The following is a 14,753-nucleotide window of genomic DNA, read 5'->3' as shown; positions in this document are numbered from 1 at the left end:
GGTGCTCGACGGCGTTCGGCTGGACAAGCTGTTCGCGCCGGTGGTGGAGAGGGTCTTCGAGCGGATCGACGAGAAGAACGCCGCGATCCTGGCCGCCCGCGCGTCGGACGATCCGGCGGTGCGCGCCTCAGTGCGCGGCAAGCGCATCACGGGACCGGCGACGAAGCAGCGGATCAAGGCGACGATCCGGACCGTGCTGGCCGACGCGGAGCGAGAGCATCTCGTCACGTTCAACGCGGCGGCTCTGGTGGCTCTGGAGTCGGCGCCCCGGCCGAAGGGCGTCGTGTGGACGCGATCGCGCGTCGCAGCGTTCAACGAGGCGTTCCAGGCGCGGCTGGCCGCCGTGCGTGCGGATCCGAACGAGCCGCCCACGTCTGCCGTCAAGGTGTGGGCGATAACGGACCTGCGGCCGTCGCCGGTGATGGTGTGGACGCCGGCGCAACTCGGCGCGTTCCTCGACCACATCGCCGGGGACCGCCTGTACGCCCTGTTCCACTTGGTGGCGTTCCGGGGTTTGCGCCGTGGCGAGGCGTGCGGCGCCCGCTGGGTGGATCTCGACTTGGACGACGGCGTGCTGTGGGTGAAGAAGCAGCTCACGATCGTGGATCGCGAGGTGAAGGAGGGCCAGCCGAAGACGCAGTCCAGTGACGCGCCGGTCGCGCTCGACCGGGCCACCTTGGACGTGCTGCGGCTCCACCGCAAGCGCCAGAAGGAGGAAAAGCTGGCGTGGGGCGGCTCATGGACAGAGACGGGCCGGATCTTTACTCAGGAGGACGGCACCGAGCTGAAGCCGAGCTGGGTGAGCGAGTACTTCGAGCGGCTGGCGTTCTCGGCCGGCCTGCCGCCGATCCGGCTGCATGACCTCCGCCACGGCGCGGCGACGCTCAGCCTCGCGGCGGGCAACGACATGAAGACGACGTCGGCGATGTTGCGGCACTCGTCTTTGGCGATCACGAGCGACACGTACACGAACGTGCTGCCGGAGTTGGCGCGGGAAGCGGCGGAAGCGAGCGTGTCTCTGGTCCCCCGGGCCGTGGCCGTGGGCGAACCGTCCGAAACTGAAGGTCTCCCTTCGGTCTCCCCGATCCGTTCAGCTAGACCATCGGATTCTGGGTCTCCCAGAAACCGCAGGCCCAAGCCTTGATCCAAGCGCGCCCTGCAGGATTCGAACCTGCGACCGTCGGATTAGAAGTCCGGTGCTCTATCCAGCTGAGCTAAGGGCGCTCCCGCCTTATTGTGCATGATCCGGCGACTTGTCATGCACAGGTTTTCACCGTGTCAGTCCGTCAGCCCCGTCACATCAGTGCGAGCGGTGCTCGCGGGACCCGTGGTCCTCGAGGTCAGCCGGGGGTGCGGCGCGAGGCGTGACCGGGGTTCTGGAGGCTTCCGAGGTTGTTCCATGAGGGGCAGATATGTGCGGGCGGGGTTGAAGGGCGGGCATCGGGGCTTCCAACGCTTCCCGGGGGTCAAGGGGGTCAAGGGGGTCAAGGGGGACAAGGGGGTCGGTGGAGGGGGACGGAGGGGACGGAGGCAAAAGGCGGGGCGGGTGGGGGGGTGGGAAGGTCTAAGCTGTCGTGGCATGGTCGCGACGCTCCTGCATGAGATACCCCTGCAGGGTGGGGATGTGACTGACGGGGTGGTGCGGGTCGGGGACACCGTTCGGAGGCCGGTCAGTTCGTCTACGCCTGCTGTGCATGCCTTGCTCAGGCACCTCGAGGTCGTGGGGTTCGCGGGGGCGCCGCGGGTCTTGGGGATGGATGGGCTTGGGCGGGAGGTTCTGACCTATCTTCCCGGCACCACGGGGCTTCGGCTGGAGAGCGCGAGCGATGAGGCTCTGGGGTGCTTAGGTGGGCTGTTGCGGGCCTTCCACGATGCGACCGCCGGTTTTCCGTTGACGATGGAGGGGTGGGAAGGCGGGTCCAACGATGACAGGGAGCCGGAAGTCATCGGGCATTGTGATTTGACGCCGGACAACGTGGTGTTTCGGGCGGGGGGAGCCGGAGGCACGACGGCGGACGCGGGGTTCGTGCCTTATGCGTTGATTGATTTTGATCTCGCCCGGCCTACCACCAGGCTGTTCGACGTTGTGACGACCTTGCGGCACTGGGCCCCCATCGCTGATCCCGTCGATCGGCCCCCGCTGCTCCGCAACGTCGATGTGGGCGCTCGGCTGCGGCTCTTCTGTGACGCCTACGGTGTCCCGGCTCGGGAGCGGCGTCGGCTGATCGAGTTGGCCCGGCTCCGGTTCCATCGTTCCTACGTGGTCATGCGCGGCCGCGCCGCGGCCGGGGGCAACTGGGCGAAGATGTGGGCGGGCGGAGCGGGTGAGCGCATCCGGAGGGCGGCGGCCTGGCTGGATGTGCACGAAGATGAGCTTCATGCCCATTTGGTATGACCCCCTGGGACTGGCTCTCGGCGTGGCACTCGATCGGCTGATCGGTGATCCCCGTAGCGCCGCGCATCCGGTCGCGGTGTTCGGCCGCGCGGCGGCGAGGCTGGAGAAGGCCCTGTACGGCGATCACAAGGCGCGTGGAGTCGTCCACGTCGCGGTCTGCGTCGGAGGTGCGGCCGCCTTGGGGATGGCGGCGCAGCGGGTGTCCAACCCTGTGGCGCGTACGGCGGCGACGGCCTTAGCCACCTGGGCGGTGCTCGGGGGGACCACGCTGGAGCGCGAGGGCGTCCACATGGCCGACGCGCTCGAACGCGACGACCTGGAGCGGGCCAGAGGCCGGCTCCCGCACCTGTGCGGCAGGGATCCCTCTGCCCTGGAGGCGCCCGAGTTGGCGCGGGCGACCGTCGAGTCGCTCGCCGAGAACACCTCCGACGCCGTCGTCGCGCCGCTGTTCTGGGGGGCGGTGGCGGGGATTCCGGGGCTGCTGGCGTACCGGGCGGTCAACACGCTGGATGCCATGATCGGACACCGGTCGCCGCGTTACCGGCGGTTCGGGTGGGCGGCGGCACGGCTCGACGACGTGGCGAACTACGTGCCCGCGCGGGTGACGGGGCTGCTCACGGTCCTGGCCGGGCCGGATCGGCGGGGGGCGATGCGGGTTTTGCGGCGGGACGGGCATCGGCATCCCAGTCCGAACGCCGGGCGTTGCGAGGCCGCGTTCGCCGGCGCGCTCGGGGTCACCCTCGGCGGCACGAACGTCTACGGAGGACGGACCGAGCACCGGCCGACCATGGGCGACGGGCCCAAGCCCGGGGTCGGGGACATCCGCCGTGCGGTACGCCTGACGCGGGCGGTTAGCCTGGCCGCCGCCGGCGCCGCCGTTCTCGCTTCTGGCGTCGTCTCGGCCGTCGGCCGAAGCCGCGGAGCCTCGTGACTTCCTGAGTTCCGGGTCTATTTCGTACATGCGGAGGCGCGCGGCTCCCCCGTCCGGAGCCGCGCGCAGGCCGCCGCGGGTTCCGTGTTGTTCCGCGGTATGACTTCGCCTGTCGTGCGCCGGACAAATGGGCGGTAAACCGGCATACCGGCCAATTGTCCGGCCATCACGCGATCAGGTAATCAGCCATGAGCTGCTTTTCACATGACACGGTTCAGGTTGAGCACCAACCAGATCACGAAAACCGAGATCAGCGTTATTCCGATCATTGCCTTCGCCGCGTTGTGCGCGACGACCTTCCTGGCAGTGACCTGCTTGGCGCTCTGCTTCCACACCTGACGCATGAGGATCATGGTTTGGAAGCGGCGGCCGAGGGCGAATACGGCCAGGCCGAGGAGGATGAATAAGATGATGCGGCCGTCTGCGGGTTCCACGGAGATCCCCCTGTGGTCCTTAGAGCGTCAAGGCCCCCGAAACATTTGAGAACACAGGATACTCGGACGACGGCATCTTGTAATTAACTAATTCACCGGCTCCAGATCGACCACGATCGGCGCGTGGTCGGACGGCCCTTTCCCCTTGCGCGCCTCACGATCCACGTACGCCGACCGCACCCGCCCCGCCACCTCTGCGCTCGCGTACACGAGGTCGATGCGCATGCCCTTGTTCTGGTGGAACATCCCGGCCCGGTAGTCCCAGTACGTGAACGGGTGCGGGCCCTTCATCGGCGTCGGCACCACGTCGTGCAGGCCGAGGGCGCGCAGCGCGGCCAGCGCCTCGCGTTCGGCGGGGGTCACGTGCGTGGCGCCCACGAACAGCGTGGGATCCCACACGTCGGCGTCCGTCGGCGCCACGTTGAAGTCGCCGCACACCACCAAGGGCCCCGCGGCGATCTCGGCCGCCAGCGCGTCCCGGAGCGCCGCGAACCAGTCCAGCTTGTAGAGGTAGTGGGGAGAGTCGACCGTGCGGCCGTTCGGGGCGTACACCGACCACACGCGTAGCCCGCCGCAGGTCGCGCCGATGGCGCGGGCCTCGGGGCGGGCGGCGCCGACCCCGTCGAGCTCGCCGAAGCCGGGCTCGCCGGGGAAGCTCAGCGTGACCTCCTCCAGCCCCACCCTGGACAGGAGCGCGACGCCGTTCCAGCGGCCGTCACCGTGGGCCGCGGCGGCGTACCCCAGAGCGCCCACCTCCGCCGCCGGGAACGCCTCCGCCGGGCATTTGGTCTCCTGCAGGCAGAGGATGTCGGGCTTGGTCTCGTCCAGCCACTCAAGGACGCGGGGCAGGCGTGCCTTGACGGAGTTCACGTTCCAGGTTGCCAGGCGCATGCTCCTAGCGTGCCACCGGCTCTGCCGGCCCTGGGTCGGCGACCCAGCCCGCGGTCAGGATCAGGCCGCTGTCGCGCTCGACCGCGAGGAAGCCGAACGGGCGGTCGAAGTGCACGTCGACGCGCCTGACCCGGTAGGGCCTCGCGGGCGGCGCGCTGCCGGGGACGGCGCCGAAGGCGGTGACGGCGGAGGACTCGAAGCCTGTGGCGCCGAAGACGGCGACGGCGGCCTGCGCGGCCTGGCCGATCGCGAGCGGCTCGGGGCTGATCCCGGGGAAGTGGCCGCGACGCGTGTCGGTGACGGTGCCCAGGCCGAACACGCCGGGCAGGCGCAGCAGGTCGTGCGCGGAGGTGACGGTGAAGCGCGGCACGGTGACGTTCAGGGCGTCGTCGGGGGTGCTCGAGGGGACGATCTCCGTCCGGACGCCGGGTCCCGACTCTCGCCACGGTAAGAGGCCGCTCAGGGCATCGATGCCGGCCGGCAGCACCTCGCCGGGTTCGTCCTGCTCGCCGAGCAGGAGGTGTACGTCGACGCCGCCGTCGCCCGTCACGCGGAGCATCGTGAGCGGCCCCGACGGGGTGTCGGCGATGCGGAGCACGTCGAGAGCGGTCGTGCTTCGCCACAGGACGGCCAGCTCCCGGCCCGCCCAGGGACCGCTCCGGAACACCCTGATGTCATCCTCGAACGGCTGCAGCCAGGCGGTCCTGACGGTGAGCGCGGCGGCCAGGACGAGCCGGAGGTCCTCGGACGGCGTCACGGGCATGGCGGGGACGAGCCCGCCGGTCTGCGAGGACGCCCAGGCGTCCAGGGCCGAGCGGTCCGCGGCCGGGTCTCCGGTCAGCTCGCCGCGCATGCCGGACGGCAGCGTGGCGAGCCAGGACGGGTTCAGCGGCAGGGTACGGGCGGTCCACAGCCCGATGGCCGAGCGCACGGCCGGTTTCCGCAGGGCGTCCAGCACGGCCGGCACGGCGTCGGCGTCCACCCCCACGGCCGTCCTGAGCTCGGTGCGCCCCTGGCCGTCGGCAGCCTGGGCGAGGTAGGCGAGGAGCGGCCACACGGCCGCGCCCGACATCACGTAGGACTCCCCCGCGCCGAGCGCCGCCGCCCATCGCGCGGTCAGCGTGTTCACCGGATGCCGCATCTCGCGAGTATGACAAAGGCCGGGCGGCCCGTGCAGGGGGACCGCCCGGCCCGATCATCCGCCGGTCAGCGGCTCGTCCAGAGCGGCTTGTCGTCGCGTGAGTAGACGATCAGCCGGCCGTCGCCGCCGACCGCGAGCCAGGCCCCCGGGTTGCCTGCCGTCTTGGTGGTCCACAGCGCCTTGTCGTTGCAGTCCACCACGACCCAGTTGCCCTCCTCCTGCATGATCGAGGGCGGTCCCGGGTGCCCGGCGGTCGGCGTCGTGAACAGGCTGCGCCGCCCGTCGTACCCACGCGGTGCCGAGGCCCTGGAGGGGCTGCCCGCGCCACAGACAGAGCGCCCGCGCCCACGCGGCGGTGGCGGCCTGCCGCCCGCCCCTCGGCGGCCAGGAGGCGGAAGCACCCGAGGTCCACCTCGTCGGCCGGGGACGGCGAGCGAGTAGCCGGCGGTGGTGCCGGCGATGCGGTCGCCCAGCGTCTTACGCAGCTGGACACCTTGAGCTGGACGATGGCCTTGGCTGCTGGGCTCCCTCGATGGGCATCTCGGCGCCGTCGTCGTACACCTCGATCGGGCCGAGCACGCGGATGTCCATCGGGTCCGGGCACAACCGTGGGGAGAGCGGCGCCGGTCAGATCAGCCCGTCTCGCCGGGCCAGGGCGGCGGCCTCCACGCGGGAGGACGCCCCCAGCTTGGCCAGGATGTTCGAGACGTGCACGCCCGACGTCCTGGCCGAGATGAACAGCCGCTCGGCGATCTGCCGGTTGCTCAGCCCCTCGGCGACCAGCCCGAGCACCTCCAGCTCGCGAGCGGAAAGGGCCGGGTCCGTGGTGAGGCCGACGCGCAGGGTGGTAGCGGCCGACTCCACCTCCCGCCGCAGCGGCTCGGCGCACAGGCGGTCGGCGATCGCGGCCGCCTCGCGCAGCAGGCCGCGTGCCTCCGCCGGGTCCTGCTCGGCCGCGCGGACCAGCGCCTGGCCGAGCGCGTGCGGCTGCCCGACGGCCCGCCAACGGGCCACGGCCGCCGCCCAGGACCCGCCGCACTCGGCCTCGAACGTGGCTCGGTACGCCTCCTGCACCGGTCCTGTGATGGAGATGCCGGCCGGCGCCTCGCGTACGCGTCCGATGCGGGCCGCCAGGGCCAGGAGCGGCCAGGCGTAGCGGCGGCTCAGCCTGAGGTCGTGCTCGGCCAGCACGTGATCGGTCACCCGCCCGGCCCGTTCCGCGTCGGCCGTGGCCACCGCGAGCCGGCATTCGAGCAGATCCGGCTCCAGGCAGGAGTCGTAGCCGCGCGACCGGCCGCGCATCAGCGGCCTGGCCAGGCGGATGATGTCGTCGGCCTCGTCCAGAGCGCCCTCCCAGACCGCGAGCGTGCCGAGGACCATGAGGATCCAGGCCCGGTGGATCGGCGCCGGGTCGAGCGCGAGCGCCGCCGTCATGACCTCGCGGGCCTCCTTCCAGCGGCCCAGCGAGACGAGCGGCTCGGCGAGGTTCGCGGCCAGGTGGGCGCCCCTGGTGCGGGCCATGCCCAGGCGCCCGGCCCTGGCCAGGCCCGCGCGGGCGACCGACTCCGCCTTGGCGTGCTCGCCGGCCGCCTCGAGCACGTCGGCCTCACTGGCGTACGACATGAGGAGGCTGTCGTCGTCCGGCGGGCTCGCCCTGAACTCCGCGTACAGGCGGGAGGCCGTGCCGAGGTCGCCGAGCAGGTCGCGTACGGCGACGCGCAACTCCAGCAGGTGGGCGGCGCGCAGCGGATCGGCCACCTCGTCCAACGCCCGGGTGGCCAGCTCCTCGGCCCGCTCGGCGTCGCCCTCACACAGGGCGTCGCGCGCGGCCTGCTCCAGCACCCACGCGTGGTCCCGGCCCCCGGTGTCGCCCTCGTCCCACAGCTCCAGCACGCGGTCCCAGCGGGCGGCCTGCCAGGCGGCCTCGAAGGCGCGGCGCCGGTCCCCCGCCGCGTACCAGTGGTCGGCGGCCGGTTCCGGCCAGGACTCGGCGCAGCGGGCGTGCAGGCGACGGCGCTCCCCCGGCAGCAGGTCGTCATAGACGGCGTCACGGATCAGCGCGTGCCGGAACGCGTAGCCGTCGCCGTCCACGAGCAGCAGCCGCGCCCGGACGATCGGTCGCAGCGCCTCGTCGAACGCCAGCTCGTCCAGCCCGGCCACGGCCGCCAGCACGTCGTGGGGGATCCTGCGCCCCGCCACGGCGGCGATCCGCAGCACGCCGAGGCTGCGCCGATCGAGCCGGTCGGCCCCGGCGAGGAGCAGCTCGCGCAGCGAGGCCGGTGTCGCCGCCCCGGCCCCCGCGTCGGCCAGCGCCTCCACGAACAGCGGATTGCCCTCGCTGCGCGCCACGATCACATCCAGCTCCGCGCCGTCCCGCGGCGCCCTCCCGGCGATCCCGTCGGGGGCCTGCCCCGCGCCGTCGTCGGGGTGCCGCGCCGCGCCGTTCCAGCCGAGCATGCGGGCCACCTCGTCGCGCGCCAGCGGTGGCACTCTGACCAGCTCGGCGCCCGGCAACCGCAGCTGTTCCCGTGAGGTCGCGATCACGAGGACGCCGGGCCGCATCAGGTTGCGGAGCAGGAACACCAGCAGGTCTCGCGTGGCGGGGTCGGCCCAGTGGAGGTCCTCCAGCACGAGCACCAGCGGACGCCGTTCGGCGGCCCGCTCGACCAGCAGCAGCACCTCCTCGAACAGCCGCGCCCGCCCGATCCCGGGCAGCTCGGCCACCTCGCCCAGCTCGGGCAGCAGCCGGGCCAGCCCGCTGCGCCCGCCGCCCGGGACCAGCCCGGCGCTGTACTCCCTGACCAGCCGCCGCAGCACCGGCACGAACGGCGCGTACGCCGTCCCGCCCGGATCGGCTCCGCCCTCCGCGACAAGCGCGTCGATCCCGCCGACGAACTCGCGGACCAGGCGCGACTTGCCGATGCCCGCCTCGCCGACCACCAGAACCGCGGCCGGCGTGCGGGCCTGCGCGGCCGCCAGCCGTTGCAGCTCCGCCTCACGCCCGACGAACACGTCCCCCATTATGAGGAGGCGGCCCCGTTTTGAAGAGGCGGCTAAGCATCTTGCCCGATGTGGCCGAGGGTCCCTTCCGTCACCGTCGTGGGCATGATGACACGCTCGATGAACCTGATGATGGCCGCTTCGATGGCCGGCCTGTTCGGCTTCTACCTGCTCTTCTCGGCGATCCCCCTGTACGTCGTGAGAGGCGGCTCGGGAGAGTTCGGGGCGGGGCTGACCACCGGCGTCATGATGCTGGCCACGGTCCTGGCCGAGCTGGCGGTGCCGTGGCTGCTGTCCGCTTTCGGCCACCGCGCGGTGATGGGGCTCGGCCTGGCGCTGCTCGGTCTGCCCACCCTGCTGCTCCCGCTGTCGGCCGCCCTCCCCGCGGTCCTGGCGATCAGCCTGCTGCGCGGGGCCGGCCTCGGCATCGTGGTGGTGGCCGGCACGGCGCTGACCGCCGAGCTGGTGCCTGCCGAGCGGCGCGGCGAGGGCCTCGGCCTGTACGGCGTCGCGGTCGGCATCCCGTCGGTCCTCGGCCTGCCCCTGGGCCTGTGGGGCAGCGACACGATCGGCTTCACCCCGGTCCTGGTGGCAGCGGGGCTCGTGCCGCTGGCCGGGTTGGCGGCCGTGCGCGGGCTCCCCAGGTCGAGGCCCGCGTACCGGAGCGCAGAGCACGGCACGGGCCTGCGGGACCTGGCGGGCCCGTCGCTGATCTTCGCGGCCGTGACCACCGCGACCGGCGTCCTGATCACGTTCCTGCCGCTGGCGGGCTCCCCGCAGCTGGCCTCGGCCGCGCTGCTCGCCCAGTCGCTCACGACGCCGGCGGCCCGGTGGCTGGCCGGCCGGCTCGGCGACCGCTACGGTCACGCCCGCCTGCTCCCACCCGGTGTGCTCGCCGCCGTCACGGGGGTCGCGCTGCAGACCCAGGTCGACGCGCCGGTCGCGGTGATGGCCGGGATGGTGCTGTTCGGCGCGGGGTTCGGGGTGTTGCAGAACGCGACGCTGGCGCTGATGTTCGAGCGCGGCGAGCCCTCCCGCGTCAGCGCCCTGTGGAACCTGGCCTACGACGCGGGCATGGGCGTGGGGGCGATGGGCTTCGGGCTGGTGCTGGGCCAGACCGGCTATCCGCTCGGCTTCGCGCTGGTCGCCGCGGTCATGGCCGTCACGCTGCCGCTGACCAGGGTCAGGCCCGCGTGCGTTCCACTCCCACGGTGATCTCGTTGCCGAGCCTGCGGCCGGCGAGCAGCTCGAGGTCGTCGCCGCTCCAGAACCTGCCCGGGTCGTACCAGTTGGGGCGGCGGCCGGCCGGCAGCAGCCCCATCGCCTCGTACGTGACCGCCACGACCTCGGCGCAGTAGGCGCTCTCGAGCGTGGCCTCCTTGCGGGTCCGGCGCGGGACGCGCCCCCGGAACCAGCGGGCCGCCAGGCGGGCCGTGGACGGGAACGGGGTGCCGTCGAGCCGGGCGACCGTGCGCAGGGCGGCGTCCTCCATCTCCGGCGTGGCCTCCGGCTCCAGCTGGCGCAGCCAGGCCCTCTGGCCGTATTTGTCCGCCCACACCGTGACCGCGTCACGCAGGTCGTGCAGCTGCACCCCGCGATGGTGCGCGCCCGCCCACAGATCCGGCAGCGACCTGCCGAGCTCGGCGTGCCACATCATGGGCGGCAGGTCCTCGATCACGATGGCCATGCCCACGTGGTTGACCGGGCTGTTGGTCATCGTCTGAATCGCGCGGTCGGGCACCGAACGCCCGCGGAAGATCCAGAGATCGCCGGTCCGCGTCACCTTGACGGCCTCGTCGAGAGTCAGCACAACGCTAGCCTAGGCAACATGCGCTGGTGGAAGATGCTCGGTCTGGCGGGAATCATGGGTGTGGCGGCCACGGGAGTGGTGATCGCGCGTGCCGAACGCCGCCGCCGCGCCTACACTCCCGAGGAGATCAGGACCAAGCTCCGCGAAAGGGTCGAGGGAGCGCCGTCGCCTGGTGACGGTCAGCCGGAGGGGCGCAGGTCGTAGGCGAAGACGACGTCGGGGTAGGCCGGGTTGTCGACGTAGCCCTGGATGCCGCCCTGGTAGGCGCGCTGATAGTTGACCACCCAGGGCAGCGCGGCGGCGGCCCGCTGGTCCAGCACCCACCGGGTGGCCTGCTCGTACGCCCGCTGCGCCGCCTGCTTGTCGGTCACGGTCAGCTCGGGCACCGTCTCGAGCAGCGCGTCCAGCCCCGGGTCGTCGAGGTAGGTCAGGTTGAACACCGGCGGGTTCCCGCTGTGGAAGACGTTGCCGAAGTAGGAGTAGCCGTCGGCGTAGTCGGGCCACCAATACATCACGAAGATGTCCTGGCCGCGCTTCTTGCCCAGGTCCCACTGCGCGATCCAGGTCATGGCGCGGGACTCGACCGTGACGTTGAGCGGCTTCAGCGTGGCCTCCAGCCGCGTGGCCAGCAGGCGCCAGTCGGTGTCGCCCTCCCCGTACGTCAGGCGCAGCCGCAGCGGCCGGCCTCCCGGCCCGTACCCGGCCCGGCGCAGCAGCCGCTCCGTGGCGGCCAGGTCCTGGCGGGGCGTCCGGCCGGGCACGTGGCCCATCAGGCCCTCGGGGATGACGCCGCTGGCCCGTGATCCGGCGCCCTTCAGGTCCTTGAGCAGGCCCCGGTAGTCGACGGCCTTCTGGATGGCGCGGCGTACCCGCACGTCCTTCATGGGGCCTTCGGCGGTGTTGAACAGCATCATCGCGGTCTTGAACGAGGGCCGCTCCGACGTGCGCACGCCGGGCGTGACCCGCGCCTTGGCGAACAGGCGCGGGTTGAGCCGCTCGACGTAGGTCGCCTCACCGCGCAGCAGCAGCTGCCAGGCCCGGTCGGGGTCGGGGACGACGCGGTATTTGACCATGTTGTAGTGGGGCTTGTCCCAGCCGCCCCAATACTTGTCGTACGCCTTGAGCGTGAGCTCCTCCTCCTTGCCCTTCTGCCACCTGGCCACCGTGTACGGCCCGGAGCCCGCGTCCCTGCCCTCCTTGAACCACTTCCCGAGGTCGGGGGCCGCCTTGGTGTCGTAGATGTAGGCCGCGTACCCGGAGGAGGCCACCAGGTCCAGGGGCACCGGGTATTTCAGGGTGAAGGTCACGGTCGACGGGCTCTCGGCCCTGATGGAGGAGACGGCGTCCCAGATGTAGGAGGCGCCGGTCCTGGCCGCCATCGTGCGCTCGATCGACGCCTTGACCGCCTCGGCGTCCAGCGGCCGGCCGGTGTGGAACGTCACGCCGGGGCGCAGGTTGAACGTCCAGGTCCGGCCGTCGGCCGAGGCCCGCCACGACGTGGCCAGGCGCGGGGCGGACTTCTTGGTGACCGGGTTCCAGAAGGTGAGCGTCTCGTAGATGTTCTGGAAGGCGACGAGCTCGTTGGAGTAGGAGAGGCTGGGGTCCCACTCCGTGATGACCTCCAGGTTCCGGACCTGGACGAACGGCGCCTCGCCCGCCGGCGCCCGCGGTGGCTCGGGGGCCGGTGCGCAGGCCGCGAGGAGCAGCAGCGCGGCGGCCGCTGCGAGACGACGGCGCAACGCATCTCCCTCTCTCGGCGATGTACCCGGGAAACCTACTCCAAGATCACGAAAGCCGGGAGCACGTGTCCAAAAGTCCCGAAAAATTGGGCATTTTGGTGATCGAATTGCTATCCTCGGGGCCTGTCCCGTCCGGGGTTGCCAGCAGGGGACCGACCGGAGTGAGGTGCCATGGGTCGTAGCCGAACGATCCGCTTGAAGATCATCGGACTACTGCTGGTGCCGCTGACCTCCATGGTGGTGTTGTGGGGGGTCATCACCGCCGTCACCGCATCGGAGGGTTTGGAGCTACGCGAATACAAGACACTCTGGACGAACCTCCGTCATCCCGCGTACAAACTGATCAGCGAGATCCAGCGTGAGCGTCTCGTTTCGGCCAAGCTCCTGCGCCGGGCGGCCGGCAGCTCAGCCGTCACCGAGCAGCGCACCCGTACAGACGCCGCCAGGGACACGTTCAGGCAGCTCTCCAGCAACTCCAAGGACCGATCGGAAGAGATCCGCACACAGGTGGACGCGGTGTACACGCAGCTCGACAGGCTCGACGCGATCAGGGGAGAGATCGACACGGGCCTGTTCGACCGTCTGCACACCGTGGAGGCGTACAACGCGATCATCGACACGATCTTCAGCCTGCACCGGCACGTCGCGCTGATCGACGACATCCCGATCTACGAGCAGTCCCGCGTGGTCATCGACATGGGATACGCCAAGGAGCTGCTGACCAGGGAGCAGGCCATCGCGCTCGGCCCGGTCACGGCCGCGGAGCGCAGGCTGTTCACCCAGATCGTCGGCAACCGGCGCTTCCTGATCGACCAGTCGCTCACCGAACTCGACCCGGTCCTGCGCGACGCCAACGTCGCCCTGATCACCTCCGCCGCCTACCAGCGGATGCGGATGATGGAGGACCAGATCATCGCCGGCGCCACGCCCGCGGCGTGGCTCAGCACGACGGAGGGGCTGGCGAAGTCCTTCAACGCCGTGCAGATGCGGGCCAGCGAGATGCTGAACGCGCGTGCCGAGCCGGTGGCCGACGAGGTGCTCAACCGCGCCTTCATGCTGGCGGGCCTGTGCCTGGCGCTGGTGGTCGTGTCGATCGTGTTCTCCCTGCGGATGGGCAACCGGCTGTCGAAGGAGCTGGGCGCGCTCCGGCTGGTCGCGCTGGAGGTGGCCCAGGAACGGCTGCCGGACGTGGTCGCCAAGCTGCGCAAGGGCGAGAAGGTCGAGATGCCGGAGCTGTCGGTGGCGAGCACCACGACCGAGATCGACGACGTGGGCCAGGCGTTCTCCACCGTCCAGCAGACCGCCGTGGAGGCCGCGGTCGGGCAGGCGCAGCTCAGCGAGGGCGTCGGCCACGTGTTCCGCAACCTGGCCCGGCGCAGCCAGACCCTGCTGCACCGCCAGCGCATCCAGCTCCAGGAGATGCAGCACCGGGCGACCGAGCCCGAGGCCCTGGAGGACCTGTTCAAGCTCGACCACCTCACCACCCGCATGCGCCGCCACGCGGAGGGCCTGATCATCCTGTCCGGCGCCACGCCGGGCCGCGGCTGGAGCCGGCCGGTGCCGCTGCTCGACGTGGCCCGCGGCGCGGCGGCCGAGGTGGAGGACTACAAGCGGGTCACCGTCGAGCCGATGCCCGGCAAGCGCCTCGCCGGGCCCGTGGTCGGTGACGTGATCCACCTGATCGCCGAGCTCATCGAGAACGCCACCGTCTACTCCCCCGCGCAGACCCCGGTCATCGTGCGCGGCGAGTCGGCGGCCCGGGGCTTCGTCTTCGAGGTCGAGGACCGCGGGTTCGGGATGAGCGCAGAGGAGCTGGCCGACTACAACGAGCGGCTTGCCAGCCCCCCGGAGTTCGACCTGGCCGACAGCGATCGGCTCGGCCTTTTCGTCGTCTCCCGCCTGGCCGCCAGGCACAACATCCGCGTGACATTGCGCGGTTCACCATATGGAGGGACCACCGCGATCGTGTTGATCCCGGAAGAGCACGTGGCCGAGCCCGAGGATCCCGCTCCGGCGGAGGAGCCGGTGCGCCCCATGCGGGTGGTGCGAAGTGAGTCGTGACGAGCGCTGGCTGGACGAGGACGCCGGTCCGATCGTCCCCGCCTACCTGCTGACCAGGGGCCGTACGGTCCCCGCGAGCGAGGCGATCGACCTCATCGCGGTGATCATCACCGCCGGCGGTCTCACGCCGCCGGTCGGCCTCGGGCCCGAGCATCTGATCATCCTGCAGATGTGCACGAAGCCGACCCGGCTCGTGGACGTGGCCGCCGAGCTCAACCTGCCCATCGGGGTGGTCCGGGTGCTGGTGGGCGACCTGCACGCGCAGCAGCTCGTCCAGGTCGAGCACCCGCCTCCCGCGCCGGACGCCAAGGTGCTGCTGGAGGTGATCAGCGGGCTGAAGGCGCTGTGACG

General features: G+C 71.5%; 14 protein-coding genes and 1 tRNA gene. 7 read left to right on the top strand and 8 right to left on the bottom strand.

Annotated features, from left to right (window positions below; genetic code table 11):
- Nucleotide 1: 1 nt before the first annotated feature.
- The gene (locus tag ID574_RS27810; RefSeq protein WP_188191889.1) at nt 2–1,144 is read left to right on the top strand and encodes a tyrosine-type recombinase/integrase; all 1,143 of its coding nucleotides are present in this window, start codon (nt 2–4) and stop codon (nt 1,142–1,144) included.
- A 6-nt stretch (nt 1,145–1,150) separates the two neighbouring features.
- Here the strand turns inward: ID574_RS27810 and ID574_RS27805 are convergent.
- A tRNA-Arg gene (locus ID574_RS27805) sits at nt 1,151–1,224 on the bottom strand.
- 355 nt (nt 1,225–1,579) lie between these two features.
- Between ID574_RS27805 and ID574_RS27800 the strand changes: the two genes are divergently transcribed.
- Nucleotides 1,580–2,395: a phosphotransferase gene (locus ID574_RS27800; RefSeq protein WP_188191888.1), complete on the top strand. Its 816-nt coding sequence runs from the start codon at nt 1,580–1,582 to the stop codon at nt 2,393–2,395.
- The gene (locus ID574_RS27795) at nt 2,379–3,326 is read left to right on the top strand and encodes a cobalamin biosynthesis protein (protein WP_188191887.1); all 948 of its coding nucleotides are present in this window, start codon (nt 2,379–2,381) and stop codon (nt 3,324–3,326) included. The genes ID574_RS27800 and ID574_RS27795 overlap by 17 nt, the downstream gene beginning before the upstream one ends.
- Nucleotides 3,327–3,526: 200 nt before the next feature.
- Here ID574_RS27795 and ID574_RS27790 read toward each other — a convergent pair whose 3' ends face one another.
- The 5 genes from ID574_RS27790 to ID574_RS27770 all read right to left on the bottom strand — a co-directional run bounded on the left by ID574_RS27790 (nt 3,527) and on the right by ID574_RS27770 (nt 8,804).
- Nucleotides 3,527–3,760, bottom strand: coding sequence for a hypothetical protein (locus ID574_RS27790; RefSeq protein WP_188191886.1), 234 nt, complete (start codon nt 3,758–3,760; stop codon nt 3,527–3,529).
- A gap of 87 nt (nt 3,761–3,847) precedes the next feature.
- Complete coding sequence (locus ID574_RS27785) at nt 3,848–4,651, bottom strand: exodeoxyribonuclease III (protein WP_188191885.1); 804 nt, start codon at nt 4,649–4,651, stop codon at nt 3,848–3,850.
- A 4-nt stretch (nt 4,652–4,655) separates the two neighbouring features.
- Nucleotides 4,656–5,792, bottom strand: a complete 1,137-nt coding sequence (locus tag ID574_RS27780) for a serpin family protein (protein WP_188191884.1) — start codon at nt 5,790–5,792, stop codon at nt 4,656–4,658.
- Between the two features lie 65 nt (nt 5,793–5,857).
- A complete protein-coding gene (locus ID574_RS27775) occupies nt 5,858–6,016 on the bottom strand; it encodes a hypothetical protein (protein WP_188191883.1) in 159 nt (52 codons plus the stop codon).
- Between the two features lie 403 nt (nt 6,017–6,419).
- The gene (locus tag ID574_RS27770; RefSeq protein ID WP_188191882.1) at nt 6,420–8,804 is read right to left on the bottom strand and encodes an ATP-binding protein; all 2,385 of its coding nucleotides are present in this window, start codon (nt 8,802–8,804) and stop codon (nt 6,420–6,422) included.
- Between the two features lie 93 nt (nt 8,805–8,897).
- Between ID574_RS27770 and ID574_RS27765 the strand changes: the two genes are divergently transcribed.
- Nucleotides 8,898–10,007: an MFS transporter gene (locus ID574_RS27765; protein ID WP_223167117.1), complete on the top strand. Its 1,110-nt coding sequence runs from the start codon at nt 8,898–8,900 to the stop codon at nt 10,005–10,007.
- Here the strand turns inward: ID574_RS27765 and ID574_RS27760 are convergent.
- The gene (locus tag ID574_RS27760) at nt 9,976–10,602 is read right to left on the bottom strand and encodes a hypothetical protein (protein ID WP_188191880.1); all 627 of its coding nucleotides are present in this window, start codon (nt 10,600–10,602) and stop codon (nt 9,976–9,978) included. The genes ID574_RS27765 and ID574_RS27760 overlap by 32 nt on opposite strands.
- An 18-nt stretch (nt 10,603–10,620) precedes the next feature.
- Between ID574_RS27760 and ID574_RS27755 the strand changes: the two genes are divergently transcribed.
- Nucleotides 10,621–10,806 carry a hypothetical protein gene (locus tag ID574_RS27755; RefSeq protein ID WP_188191879.1) on the top strand — a complete coding sequence of 62 codons (186 nt, stop codon included), beginning with the start codon at nt 10,621–10,623 and terminating at the stop codon, nt 10,804–10,806.
- Here the strand turns inward: ID574_RS27755 and ID574_RS27750 are convergent.
- Nucleotides 10,782–12,341 (bottom strand): ABC transporter substrate-binding protein, encoded by a 1,560-nt coding sequence (locus ID574_RS27750; protein WP_188191878.1) that lies wholly within the window; start codon nt 12,339–12,341, stop codon nt 10,782–10,784. The two genes, ID574_RS27755 and ID574_RS27750, sit on opposite strands and share 25 nt — an antisense overlap.
- 171 nt (nt 12,342–12,512) lie before the next feature.
- Between ID574_RS27750 and ID574_RS27745 the strand changes: the two genes are divergently transcribed.
- Nucleotides 12,513–14,402, top strand: coding sequence for a sensor histidine kinase (locus ID574_RS27745; RefSeq protein ID WP_223167116.1), 1,890 nt, complete (start codon nt 12,513–12,515; stop codon nt 14,400–14,402).
- Nucleotides 14,392–14,751 carry a DUF742 domain-containing protein gene (locus ID574_RS27740; protein WP_188191877.1) on the top strand — a complete coding sequence of 120 codons (360 nt, stop codon included), beginning with the start codon at nt 14,392–14,394 and terminating at the stop codon, nt 14,749–14,751. Before ID574_RS27745 ends, ID574_RS27740 begins: the two co-directional genes overlap by 11 nt.
- The last annotated feature ends 2 nt before the right edge of the window (nt 14,752–14,753 follow it).

Origin of the sequence: Nonomuraea sp. SYSU D8015, assembly GCF_008065375.1 — a bacterium.
GTDB lineage: Bacteria > Actinomycetota > Actinomycetes > Streptosporangiales > Streptosporangiaceae > Nonomuraea.
This window is presented reverse-complemented; position numbering and strand designations above follow the sequence as displayed.

Bases quoted from the DNA above. Each gene is read 5' to 3' on its own strand.
- ID574_RS27800 (WP_188191888.1), top strand. From the start codon at position 1,580: ATGGTCGCGACGCTCCTGCATGAGATACCCCTGCAGGGTGGGGATGTG.
- ID574_RS27795 (WP_188191887.1), top strand. From the start codon at position 2,379: ATGCCCATTTGGTATGACCCCCTGGGACTGGCTCTCGGCGTGGCACTC.
- ID574_RS27785 (WP_188191885.1), bottom strand. From the start codon at position 4,651: ATGCGCCTGGCAACCTGGAACGTGAACTCCGTCAAGGCACGCCTGCCC.
- ID574_RS27780 (WP_188191884.1), bottom strand. From the start codon at position 5,792: ATGCGGCATCCGGTGAACACGCTGACCGCGCGATGGGCGGCGGCGCTC.
- ID574_RS27775 (WP_188191883.1), bottom strand. From the start codon at position 6,016: ATGCAGGAGGAGGGCAACTGGGTCGTGGTGGACTGCAACGACAAGGCG.
- ID574_RS27765 (WP_223167117.1), top strand. From the start codon at position 8,898: ATGATGACACGCTCGATGAACCTGATGATGGCCGCTTCGATGGCCGGC.
- ID574_RS27755 (WP_188191879.1), top strand. From the start codon at position 10,621: ATGCGCTGGTGGAAGATGCTCGGTCTGGCGGGAATCATGGGTGTGGCG.
- ID574_RS27745 (WP_223167116.1), top strand. From the start codon at position 12,513: ATGGGTCGTAGCCGAACGATCCGCTTGAAGATCATCGGACTACTGCTG.